Source organism: Peribacillus sp. B65 (assembly GCF_058513295.1).
The window spans coordinates 626675-638382 of the sequence record NZ_CP195840.1; the positions used below are offsets into that span (position 1 = coordinate 626675).

At 42.4% G+C, this 11708-nt stretch carries 13 protein-coding genes; 7 read left to right on the plus strand and 6 right to left on the minus strand.

Features of this window, described 5'->3' with window-relative positions:
• Positions 1-44 precede the first annotated feature (44 nt).
• Positions 45-1535 carry a glycerol kinase GlpK gene (gene glpK, locus ACSR9O_RS03160; protein ID WP_491723896.1) on the minus strand — a complete coding sequence of 497 codons (1491 nt, stop codon included), beginning with the start codon at positions 1533-1535 and terminating at the stop codon, positions 45-47.
• A 191-nt stretch (positions 1536-1726) separates the two neighbouring features.
• On the opposite strand from glpK, the gene ACSR9O_RS03165 reads away from it, so the two are divergent.
• Complete coding sequence (locus ACSR9O_RS03165) at positions 1727-2518, plus strand: TIGR00266 family protein (RefSeq protein ID WP_048687434.1); 792 nt, start codon at positions 1727-1729, stop codon at positions 2516-2518.
• Positions 2519-2570: 52 nt separating this feature from the next.
• Complete coding sequence (locus tag ACSR9O_RS03170) at positions 2571-2813, plus strand: protein YuzH (protein ID WP_491723897.1); 243 nt, start codon at positions 2571-2573, stop codon at positions 2811-2813.
• Positions 2814-2815: 2 nt separating this feature from the next.
• Here the strand turns inward: ACSR9O_RS03170 and ACSR9O_RS03175 are convergent, their stop codons facing one another.
• The gene (locus ACSR9O_RS03175) at positions 2816-3565 is read right to left on the minus strand and encodes an SDR family NAD(P)-dependent oxidoreductase (RefSeq protein WP_491723898.1); all 750 of its coding nucleotides are present in this window, start codon (positions 3563-3565) and stop codon (positions 2816-2818) included.
• 220 nt (positions 3566-3785) lie between these two features.
• Between ACSR9O_RS03175 and ACSR9O_RS03180 the strand changes: the two genes are divergently transcribed.
• The 3 genes from ACSR9O_RS03180 to ACSR9O_RS03190 all read left to right on the plus strand — a co-directional run bounded on the left by ACSR9O_RS03180 (position 3786) and on the right by ACSR9O_RS03190 (position 5997).
• Positions 3786-4088 (plus strand): phasin family protein, encoded by a 303-nt coding sequence (locus tag ACSR9O_RS03180; protein WP_491723899.1) that lies wholly within the window; start codon positions 3786-3788, stop codon positions 4086-4088.
• Positions 4089-4102: 14 nt separating this feature from the next.
• Positions 4103-5773: an ABC1 kinase family protein gene (locus tag ACSR9O_RS03185; RefSeq protein WP_491723900.1), complete on the plus strand. Its 1671-nt coding sequence runs from the start codon at positions 4103-4105 to the stop codon at positions 5771-5773.
• Between the two features lie 95 nt (positions 5774-5868).
• Positions 5869-5997, plus strand: a complete 129-nt coding sequence (locus tag ACSR9O_RS03190; protein ID WP_491723901.1) for a hypothetical protein — start codon at positions 5869-5871, stop codon at positions 5995-5997.
• Between the two features lie 42 nt (positions 5998-6039).
• On the opposite strand, the gene ACSR9O_RS03195 is transcribed toward ACSR9O_RS03190, so the two are convergent.
• Both ACSR9O_RS03195 and ACSR9O_RS03200 read right to left on the minus strand, forming a co-directional pair.
• Positions 6040-6975 (minus strand): catalase family peroxidase, encoded by a 936-nt coding sequence (locus tag ACSR9O_RS03195; protein WP_491723902.1) that lies wholly within the window; start codon positions 6973-6975, stop codon positions 6040-6042.
• A gap of 223 nt (positions 6976-7198) precedes the next feature.
• Positions 7199-7621, minus strand: coding sequence for an Lrp/AsnC family transcriptional regulator (locus tag ACSR9O_RS03200; RefSeq protein ID WP_101224441.1), 423 nt, complete (start codon positions 7619-7621; stop codon positions 7199-7201).
• A 118-nt stretch (positions 7622-7739) separates the two neighbouring features.
• On the opposite strand from ACSR9O_RS03200, the gene ACSR9O_RS03205 reads away from it, so the two are divergent.
• Entirely contained in the window at positions 7740-8138 is a 399-nt protein-coding gene (locus ACSR9O_RS03205; protein WP_101224228.1) for a carboxymuconolactone decarboxylase family protein, read from the plus strand.
• A 96-nt stretch (positions 8139-8234) separates the two neighbouring features.
• On the opposite strand, the gene ACSR9O_RS03210 is transcribed toward ACSR9O_RS03205, so the two are convergent.
• Complete coding sequence (locus ACSR9O_RS03210) at positions 8235-8690, minus strand: Lrp/AsnC family transcriptional regulator (RefSeq protein WP_491723903.1); 456 nt, start codon at positions 8688-8690, stop codon at positions 8235-8237.
• A gap of 173 nt (positions 8691-8863) precedes the next feature.
• On the opposite strand from ACSR9O_RS03210, the gene hisC reads away from it, so the two are divergent.
• The gene (hisC, locus tag ACSR9O_RS03215) at positions 8864-9976 is read left to right on the plus strand and encodes a histidinol-phosphate transaminase (protein ID WP_491723904.1); all 1113 of its coding nucleotides are present in this window, start codon (positions 8864-8866) and stop codon (positions 9974-9976) included.
• 90 nt (positions 9977-10066) lie between these two features.
• Here the strand turns inward: hisC and ACSR9O_RS03220 are convergent, their stop codons facing one another.
• On the minus strand, positions 10067-11446 hold the full coding sequence (locus ACSR9O_RS03220; RefSeq protein ID WP_101224231.1) for an amino acid permease: 1380 nt from the start codon (positions 11444-11446) through the stop codon (positions 10067-10069).
• Positions 11447-11708 lie beyond the last annotated feature (262 nt).

Consider the following 11708-nt stretch of genomic DNA (forward strand, 5'->3'; position numbering starts at 1 on the left):
GTACGTTCTGTATTCATCTCTTTCTATTAATACCCTTACTTACTCTATTTAAAAACCCTTGCCGCCTGAACTGCCTTTTTCCAGCCATCATATAAATCCTTCCGTTCCTGTTCTTCCATCTCGGGTTCGAATTTCTTATCGACTGCCCATAGCTTTGAAATCTCTTCCTGATCTTCCCAATATCCGACAGCAAGCCCAGCTAAATACGCTGCCCCTAAAGCTGTCGTTTCACTAATGACCGGTCTTTCGACTGGTACATTCAGGAGGCCGCTTTGAAATTCCATCAAGAAATTGTTTTTGACAACGCCGCCATCGACCCTCAATGCCTTTAGGTTAATCCCTGAATCGACTTCCATGGCCTTAAGTACATCTTTTGTCTGGTAGGCCAGCGCTTCCAATGTTGCCCGGACGAAATGCTCCTTCGATGTCCCCCTTGTCAGTCCGAATACAGCTCCCCTGACATCACTATCCCAATAAGGGGTACCTAATCCAACAAATGCGGGAACTACATAGACACCATCGGCTGAAGTGACCCGCAAAGCATACTTTTCACTGTCTTTCGGATCATGCAAGAGTTTCAGCCCATCCCTTAACCATTGTATGGCCGAACCTGCGACAAAAATACTGCCTTCCAAGGCATATTGGACTTTTCCATTCAGCCCCCATGCAATCGTGGTCAACAGGCCATGCTCTGATTTCACTGCCTTTTCTCCTGTATTCATCAGCATGAAGCATCCTGTGCCATACGTATTCTTAGCCATTCCTTTTTCAAAGCATTCTTGTCCGAACAAAGCGGCCTGTTGATCTCCCGCTGCCCCGGCAATCGGGATTTCGTGCCCAAAGAAATGGTGTGGCGCGGTTTTCCCGTATATCTCCGATGAAGAGCGAACATCCGGGAGCATCGATCGCGGCACTTGCAGGATTTCCAGCAGCTCTTCGTCCCACTTCAGGTCATGAATGTTATACATCAGCGTCCTTGAAGCATTCGAATAATCGGTTACATGTGCTTTACCACCCGAAAGTTTCCATATCAGCCACGTATCGATCGTACCAAACAATAAGTCTCCGTTTTCAGCCTTTTCCCGTGCCCCATCTACATGGTCGAGAATCCATTTCACCTTTGTACCGGAAAAATAAGCATCAATCAACAAACCGGTTTTTTGCAAAAATAAGTCTTCGAGACCTCCATCCTTCAATTGCGTGCAGATTTCGCTTGTCTGCCGGGATTGCCAGACGATGGCGTGATGGATCGGCTGACCTGTTTCCTTATCCCATACCACGGTCGTCTCCCGTTGATTCGTTATGCCAATTCCAGCGATCTGTTCAGGCTTTACATTCATTTCCGATAGACAGGAAGCGATTACCGATAGGATGGAACCCCAAATTTCATTGGCGTTATGCTCCACCCATCCAGGATTCGGGAAATATTGGGCGAATTCCTTTTGGGCAATATGCAAAACCTCCCCGCTTTTATTAAATAAAATGGCCCGGGAACTTGTCGTTCCCTGGTCCAATGATAGTATGTAAGTCTCCATGGCTGTCTCCTCCTGCACTTAAGAAAAAAGTTCATTCCCGCTTAAGTGTCATGCTGTTTTTCTTCCTACATTTTACTAGATATACCCGTGAAAACAAAAAATATATAAATTACGGCGAAAAATTGAAAAATATTGGCAGGTTAAGAGTTTATCTTTTACAATGAAAATAAGATTGATAGGAGGAATGGAATATGAATAACCATGAAATAGATTTTAAATTATATGGAGATGACATGCAGTTTGTTGAAGTGGAATTGGATCCTCAGGAAACGGTGATTGCCGAAGCTGGAAGTTTGATGATGATGGAAGATCAAATCAAGATGGAAACCATCTTTGGCGATGGGTCATCGAATGGTGACAGCGGAATGATGGGTAAGCTATTCGGTGCCGGGAAACGGCTCCTTACTGGTGAGAGTCTTTTCATGACGGCTTTTACGAATGAAGGACGAGATAAAAAACATGTTTCATTCGCCTCGCCTTATCCAGGTAAAATCATTCCGATGGATTTAAGCGAGCTCGGCGGGAAAATCATTTGTCAAAAAGACGCATTCCTGGCGGCAGCGAAAGGCGTTTCAGTCGGAATTGAGTTTCAAAGAAAGATAGGGGCAGGCTTCTTTGGCGGTGAAGGCTTCATCATGCAAAAACTTGAAGGAGATGGAATGACCTTCGTTCATGCCGGCGGCACAATCCATAAAAAAGAATTGGCTGCAGGAGAGATCTTACGCGTCGATACAGGATGTTTAGTAGCGATGACTAGCGGGGTAGATTATAATATTGAAACTGTAAAAGGCGTGAAAACCGCTTTATTCGGTGGCGAAGGTTTATTCTTTGCAACATTAAAAGGACCAGGAACCGTCTGGGTGCAATCTTTGCCATTCAGCCGGCTTGCAAGCCGTGTATTTGCTGCAGCTCCGCAAAATGGAGGATCCTCCGAAGAAGGCAGCGTAGCTAGAGGCTTATTCAATTTATTCAACGATAAATAAGAACCGGACCAATGGCTGCCATCATGGCAGTCATTGATCTCTTTTGAAAAGGATGGGTAGCAACATGCAGCTTGTTAAGTGGTCCTACATGAGACGCTATAATATCAAGGCAATTTTTGATCAATTCCCGAATTCGCCTGTTATTTTCCGAAAAATAAGAGATTACTATTTTGTTTATACCATTCACTGGACAGCTGCCGATGGCCCTATCGGCATAAAGGAGCTTGAAGAAATGGAACAGCTGCTCAACCGTGAACTCGGGACTGAATTGCAATATCTTTATCGGAAAAAATGAGATTACTCCTCGTACATCATTTTTCTTGTCATGCCTCCATCGACGATAAGGTCCGCACCCGTAACGAAATCATTTTCCGATGCCGTCAAATAAAGACAGGCCCTTGCAATATCTTCAGGCTTGCCAACCCGATTGGAAAAATGCTGCTGGTGATCTTTATCCCTCAGCGATTCATAATCTCCCGTTTCAATCCATCCCGGAGAAATCGAATTGACCGTAATTTTCTCTTTGCCTAAAGAAGCGGCAAGTGCATGTGTCAGTGCTTTGATCCCTCCTTTTGTCGCTGCATAGGATTCCGAATCAGGTTCAGACATCACCGCTCTGGTTGATGCCAAATTGATGATTGCACCTCCCTTTTCATTTTTCCGCATCGATTCTGCAGCAGCCCGGGAACAAAGGAAAACACTGCGCAAATTCGTATTCATCATATCGTCCCATTCCTCAATCGTCAGGTCATAAAGCGATTTGAATAATGCCTTTCCTGCATTATTGATTAATATATCAATGGTCTTATATGTTTTTAGAGTTACATCCATCAAATGATGGATGTCAGCTTCCTTGCGTACATCCGTTTTGACGAACATGGCTTCATGACCGTTACTTTTGAGCTCTTCCACATACGAAAGACCTTCCCGCTCGTCCAAATCTGCGAGAACGACTGAAGCGCCGCTTTCTGCATATCCCTTTGCCACGCCTCTCCCTATCCCATTCGAGGCGCCTGTTACAATCACCGTTTTATTTTTGAAACCCATTATTCCATCCTCACTTTCACAGATTTGTCCCTATCATAATATCCAATTCGCTACACTTCAAACAATTTCCTATCATCAATAACCTGGAGGACCCTTATATTTTTCTAGCTGCCCTAAAGTGATGTATGATAGATAATAACAGCAAGAATGAACCAGATTGAACGGCATCCGCTATTATCTTTCTTACGGTGTAAAAAACTTATATTGGAGGAATGTAAAAATGGACTTATTAAAAAATGTGTTTTCTTTAGGATTAGGTGCTGCCGCTGCTACAAAAGAGCAAATTGAAAAAGCAGTGGACTCTCTTGTCAAAAAAGGCGATATCAGCAAAGAAGACTCCAAGGTCCTTTTGAAGCAATGGGTCGAAAAAGGGGAACAAGCCCAAAAGCAGCTGGATGATTCCGTCAAGGCCAAAGTCAACCAAGCGCTCAATGGCCTAAACTTGGCAACTAAAGAAGAAATTCAGGAATTGGAGCGCCGTATCGTAATTTTGGAGAAGCAGAACCAAAACTTACAATCGTGACAGGAGGTACTTGAATGTTTCGCAAGCGACTGAAACACGCACATCGTTACCAGGAAATCATTAATGCCTTCTTGAAAAATGGTTTCGGTTACTTCATCTATCGCCTGGGATTATCCGAGAGCAAAGCGGGATCGAAACTCCAACCCGATGAAAACCTGAACCTCCGCTCAATCGGAGAGCGGCTGCATAAGATATTACAAAGCTTGGGACCAACATTCATTAAACTTGGTCAGATTGCAAGCACTAGGCGTGATTTCGTTCCCGATGAGATCGTCCGCGAACTTGAAAAGCTACAGGACCAGGTGACCCCTTTTCCATTTGATAAGGTTCGCAAAATTGTCGAAGCCGAATTGGGTGATTCTTTGGAAAACATTTTTCTTGAATTTAATGAAACCCCTCTGGCAACCGCTTCAATTGGACAGGTCCATACGGCACGCCTTCCTTCACAGGAAGTCGTAGCAATCAAAGTGCAGCGGCCCGATATTCTGCCGACAGTGGAAACGGATTTGGAAATTCTCGATGATTTGGCAAGACTTATGGAAGCTCGCATATCTTGGGCAAGACGCTACCAAATCAGAAAAATGATTGATGAATTCGCTAAATCACTACGCGCAGAACTCGATTATAACTCCGAGGGTCGAAACGGGGAAAGAATTGCCAAACAGTTCATCGATGATCAAGGGTTTAAGGTACCAAGGATCCACTGGGAGTTTTCCACAAAAAGGGTCCTGACGATGGATTTCATTCAAGGAATTAAGATCAACCATTATAAGCAGCTTGATGATGAAGGTTATGATCGCCGGCAAATCGCAGAAAGATTAGCGAACTCCATGCTTCAGCAAATATTGATTGATGGCTTTTACCACGGCGATCCCCATCCGGGCAATATCATCATTTTGCCGGGAAATGTCGTCGCACTCATGGATTTCGGAATGGTGGGACGTCTGGAGGAGGAAACGAAGTATCAGTTCGCCTCGCTAGTCATAAACCTGAAACGCGGAAGCACCAATGGATTGATCAAGACGCTTTCAGATATGGGCCTCCTGACGGACGAAATCGATATGGCTCCATTAAGGGGGGATATTGATGAGCTGCGAAATAAATATTATGATATCCCATTGAGCCAAATCAGTTTAGGCGGAGCAGTCAATGACCTGTTCACTGTTGCCAATCGGCATCAAGTCCAAATCCCTCCCGAATTCACGATGCTCGGCAAGGCTCTGCTTACCATGGAGGCCATTGTCGAAGGGTTAGATCCGAATTTCAGCATCATGAAGGCAGCTGAACCTTTTGGGGAGAGGCTTTTTAAGGAACGCTACAATCCAAAAAACATTGCGAAAAACGCCTGGAATCAATTCATCGAGTCTGCTGAAGCCATTGCCGAACTGCCCAAGGATATCAAGGAAGTGACAAGTATCATTAAAAAAGGGAAATTGCGGCTCGATATCAACATTCCCGAACTTCAAGTATTTTTACATAAGCTTGATCAAATCTCGAACCGGCTGTCGTTCAGTATTATCCTGCTTGCATTCAGCATAATTATGGTCGGTCTCATTATCGGCTCTGCAATAGGCGGGGAAACCTTGATCCTATGGAAAATACCGGTTATCGAGATTGGATTTGTCGTTGCAACCCTGATGTTCTTACTTATGCTCTACACTATATTCAGATCCGGAAAAATGTAACCTACTATAAAAGGGGTTCAGATTAGTTTCATCCCGAACCATGAATTTATAACAAGTCCTTATCCTTTAAGTTTTTTACTGCAATTCTCACTGGATTGAAGAAATTTGCGACACTCCTGCCGAATAACTGGGCTAGCCGAAACCCACAGACGCTTGCATTGATGAGACTTGTCTACAGTTGGAAAGGGAGTGGATTTCCGAAAGCAGGTTTTCCAGCAGTCTGAAGGGAACCCCTTTAATGCAGGGTTCCCTTTTCGTGATTTCATTCATTTGTTATTTATCCGTCGTTCATATGAAACGGCATACGCACTATGGCGAAAATTCAAGATCCGGTCTTCCGAGCACTCGATTCCTTCAGAAATATTGGTTGGATCAAACAATAAAGAATCTTTACACACTTCCGATTTTTTGGAGATCATTAAATGCCCAATCGTGATTACCTGTTTATCTTCCTGCCAAGCTGTGGTTGGATCGTCAGTCGGGTCATTTTCCCCTCCTATTTGTATGTTCAATTTAAAGCCCACCGGACCTTCTTTCAGCCTCTCTTCCATTTCTTCATTCAGATACTCTGGCGAATGCTTGGCCAAATCCTTTCTTTCTAGCATACTAAGGCCGGCATCAGGTACCCACTCGTACTTGATGGCCTGCCTCCTTCCTTCCGCGTTAATGAAATAGAATGCATGAATGGAATAATATTGACACGTTGAGAAACTGGCTGGAGAACGCATTTCTTTAAGCATTTGCAGGCTTGCCTTGCTTTCTGGATACTTCCACAGGATTTTTGCAAGCTCTTTCAGATTTGGGAAACCTTCTTTGGCAGATTTGAAAAAAACAGCTATATCAACAAACGCTTCCGGTGTTTTCGCAAAGAATAACGGAATGGTCACAGTAATAAGATCTGACACCTCTCCATTCGGCAATTGAAACTTGACTGCCATGCCCTTTACAGGGGAAATGGCATCAGGATGGCTTGGAATCGGCGAGCTATTTGAAAACCGAATGATCGCCGGCACGGCTTCATCCTGAAGATGCGAAGCCACCGTTAATGGGGACGCTTTTCCGTTTGGGGTAAAAACCCCCTCATAAACATATCCCCTTGCATGTGCACGCCGATAACCAGGATATTTTCCAGCTACATCTTCAATCACATTAACTGCTTCCCTGGCTAATTCAGGTTTCAAGTCGTCAGTTTCCTCCAACATACCTCACCCCACCTTTTCAGATTATAATCCACTATTACATGTACCCTTTATTCCATTAGCTTATTCTTTCTTGAATCACCGAAAGCATTGATTGCAAAAAAACACCTGGAAATATCCAGGCGCTGCAAACTTATGTATACCTTTATGGACACGTGATTTTATCCATTAATTCAAATGATCGGCCTACAGATCTCTTTTTCCTCCATTATAAAAATACTCATTCCTATTCCCGCTCCACCTGTGAAAGGATCACATGGGTAACGGTTGCCGCAAAAGGAATGGTCCGATTGATGAATTCCTCCACTTCTTCAAGACTCTGAGTGTGGATTTTCAGCATAAAGCAAGCCTGCCCGGCAATTCGATAACAAAAGTCAACATTCGGCACCTCGGAGATATACTTTTTGAATTTCTCATATTCCCCATTTTTTACCGTTGCTTCCACGATACACTCAATTGGAAAACCGATCTTTTTATGATCAATCTCGGCAACATACCCTTTAATGATCCCGAACGACTCCATTTGCCGTACCCGTTCGGCAACGGTGGGAGCAGAGAGGTTTACTTTCTTTGCCAATTCCCTCATGGAGATGCGGCTATTCAACGTTAATTCAGCAAGGATGCTCTGGTCTTTCTCATCTATTTTCATTTTTAAATTATTTCCCTTCTTCTCTTTACATTCTTTCATTATTCAACCGCATTTCTTTACAAACGGAATTAAATTTCTTGGTTTTTTATATTAGGATTATCTCAAAGGAGAGATGTTCATGACAAGAATAAAAAAATCATCACAGGGATCCAGTCCATTTCAAAGATTATTTCATTCTGAAGAGATTTCGCATAAATGGTCGGAGCTTTCAGATTGCATATCTGCAGATGGGAAACTTTCGGAGAAGTTAAAGGAAAACGTCAGAAGGGTGCTGGCATACGGTAATGGCTGCTCATACTGTCAGGCAAAAGGGACTCCACTAAAGCCGGAAGATATGAAAGAAAGCTATGCAATCGCCTTTGCGGAGGTATTTCTCTTGCAGCGTGAAAAAACGGAGGAAAAATTTTTCCAGGTGTTGAAGGAGGCATTCAGTGATGAAGAGATTTCTGAACTATTGGCATTCATTTGTTTTACAACCGCCCAGCAATATTTCGGGGCTTTGATGGATTTAAAATAACGACAAAAAGGAACAGGCGCATTGCCTCGTTCCTTTTGTAATAAACCTATTTTCTAGTTTGAACGGTCACCGAATCCTTATAAATTGAATTACCACCTAGGATTTCGCCCCATGATTGAACCTTGGAAGAATGGAGCGGGAAGGTACCGGGGATGTCAAAACCACGGATGTATTCAGATGACCATATGGTATCAATCGATCTATCAGTAATCTCATGCTGTCCATATCAGCTAAAGCCGCTTTCAAAAAATATCCAACTGTTCCCGTTACACGATGGCACTCGATAATGTCTAAATCATTTTTCACCAATGTCTCAAAATCGGAAACAGGAACCTTAAGTTCACTCACCTGAATGAACACAAGTACACCCCTTCCTATTGCCAGAGGTGAAACCCTTGCGCTGAACCCCTCAATGATCCCCTTTTCTTGCAGGCGATACATACGTTCAGAGATGCTAGGTCGACTGAGAGCCAATTTCTTCGATAGTTCACTAATCGTAATGCGTCCATCTCTTTGTAAAAGTTCCAGTAACCTGACATCTATTTCATCCATGAAGCAACCGCCTTTCATAATGAAGGAATATAAGCATATATTTCTTTAAAATGTTGTATGGATAGCAATAAATACATTCTTTTTTGTATGTAATTTTACCAGTTAATATTCTATCATTAAAATAATCAAATAGAAAAAGAAAATTCAGAATTCACCAAAGGGAGGAACCTGCATTGACCTTTACGAAAATCCCGGTTCGACAAAACATCGAAAGCATCAGCCCATATGTTTCCGGCAAGCCAATTGAAGAAGTGCAACGCGAACTTGGTCTTGAAACGATCGTTAAATTGGCATCCAATGAGAACCCATTCGGTTACTCACCTCTAGCAAAAGAAGCCATGCTTACCGAAATGGAGCAAACCTCATTTTATCCTGAAGGTATGGCACCGGCATTAGCTGAAAAGCTGGCAAGGAAATTGAATATCAATAAAGATCATATCATTTTGGGAAATGGTTCTGATGAAGTGATTCGTTTGTTAACAAGAACCTATATCCAACAAAATGATGAAGCCATCATGGCTGATGTGACATTTCCACGGTATGAAACGAATGTATTGATTGACGGCGGCACACCTGTAAAGATACCTCTTATTAATGGGGTACATGACCTGCAGGGTATGTATGAGGCCATAACAGAAAAAACAAGAATGATATTTGTCTGTAATCCCAATAATCCAACAGGAACGATCGTTCAAAAAGAAAAGTTGCGCTCTTTTATCGAAAAGGTGCCGAAACATATTTTGCTGATCGTTGATGAAGCATACTATGAATATGTCGAAGATGCAGAATTTTTAGAAACCTTACCACTTCTCAATATGCATTCAAATCTGGTTATCTTACGCACTTTTTCGAAGATTTATGGCCTGGCTGCATTAAGGATTGGATACGGTTTAATGGATGCTTCCATCATACAAGAGCTAGTTAAAGTGAAGGAGCCCTTCAATACCAATCGTTTAGCACAGGCTGCTGCATTCGCTTCCCTCGACGATCATCCATTTGTTGAGAAATGTGTTCGTAAGAATGAGGAAGGAAGAAGATATTTAGAAAACGAACTAAGCAAGATGGGATTAACATTCTACCCTTCACATGCCAACTTCTTGATGGTCAAATTGAATCAGCCTGGCAGGGACATTTTTGAGAAGTTATTAATTCAGGGTGTCATCATCCGTTCAGGTCATTTGCTAGGCTATGAAAATACTATCCGCGTGACCATTGGCACTGCGCCTGAAAACGAGAGATTCATAGCATCCTTACAACATATTATCAATAAAACGTCTGGTGCATGACCGATCGAAATGAAGTTGCTGTATATCAATGATCATTAATGAAAGATACGACATGGACGCCTTTGCCCATGCCGTATCTTTTACGTGAATTTATTTAGCAATATCCTTTTCTATTATAGGTGTTTCCTGTGCATCCACACTTTTAAATTTAAAAATCGAAATCGAGATTAATGCAGCCAACACAATCAGGCAAGCAATGATACTGATCCGATTCTGTTCACTGAACACGAACGTGACACAAATGATGCTTAAGGTGATTACAGTAAACAAGGTTACATATGGAAAGCCCCACAATTTAAAACTCGGAGCCTTGGGATAAGAATTGCGAAGTTTTAGCTGCGCTAAACAGATGCTGATCCATACAAGTGATACTACAAAGCCCGGAAAAGCCATTAATAGAGTAAATGCCTGGTCCTGTGCAACGAAAGTAATCATGGAGCCGACGACCAATACAACTGCACTTAATATCAAACTATACAAAGGAACGCCATTTTTTGATACATAAGAGAATGACTTGGGAGCTTCCCCTTCTGCAGCTAAAGAATGCAGCATTCGGGTACACCCATATATTCCAGAGTTAGCGGCTGATAAGACTGCCGTAATCAAAATGAAATTCATGATATGTGCAGATCCCTGAAAACCTGACATTGACAAAACTTGTACAAACGGACTTGCCTGGTCGCTAATTTCGTTCCAAGGAATCAAACCGCAGATTACAAGGATCGGTAAGGTGAAGAATAAAACGACTCTCCAAATATAGTTTTTAATGACCTTAGGTAAAATGCGTTCTGCATCCTTTGCTTCGGTTACTGTCACCCCTATTAACTCGGAACCGCCATAGGAGAACATGACGATCAGTAATGCCGAAAAGATGGACATCCATCCATTTGGGAAAAATCCTCCATGCCCTGTGAAGTTTTGCAGATAATTAGATCCGCCGCTTGGGATCACTCCAAATAAAATACAGGCTCCCAATATGATGAATAAGATGATCATTGTAATTTTAATGCCAGCAAACCAAAATTCGAATTCACCATAATTTTTGACATTCATCATGTTAATCCCAATTATGAAAGCCGCACACCCTAAACTTAATACCCATAGAGGGATAGCCGGGAGCCAATATTGCAAGAAGCTTCCTGCCACCACTACCTCAATGACACATACGGACAGCCACATGAAACAATACATCCAGCCTACGATGAAGGAAAAGCGCTTACCGAATGCTTTCTGTACGAAACCCTTCATATTCGTATTTGGATAGACAATCGCCATTTCTGCTATAGCACCCATGACTACAAGCAGTAATAATCCTGCAAAAATATAAGTGAATATAACTCCTGGCCCTGCTAACGATATGGTTTCGGCACTTCCTTTAAAAATCCCAGTACCTATAGCCCCTCCCATTGCCATCATGCTAATATGCCGTGGCAATAATTTCTTTTGCAGTGACCCACCATTTGACTCCATTACATTTGCCTCCTTCATTCCATAATTTTCTCATATAAAAAATTAAACCCATTTCAATCGTTGAATGGCGAATAGATAAGTTATCTCATCAACCGTTATGGTTTAGGAGTGGAAGAAAGCAAAGCCTTCCTTGAAAACTCTTCTCATACTTCCCCAAAGTAAAAATGATATCAATAAGCTGATGGTTTTACAAGAGGAATCATTGCAGGCTAATATGGCTCCCGTATTGTCAAACGCCGGTCAGATTTTCGAAATGGAGTGA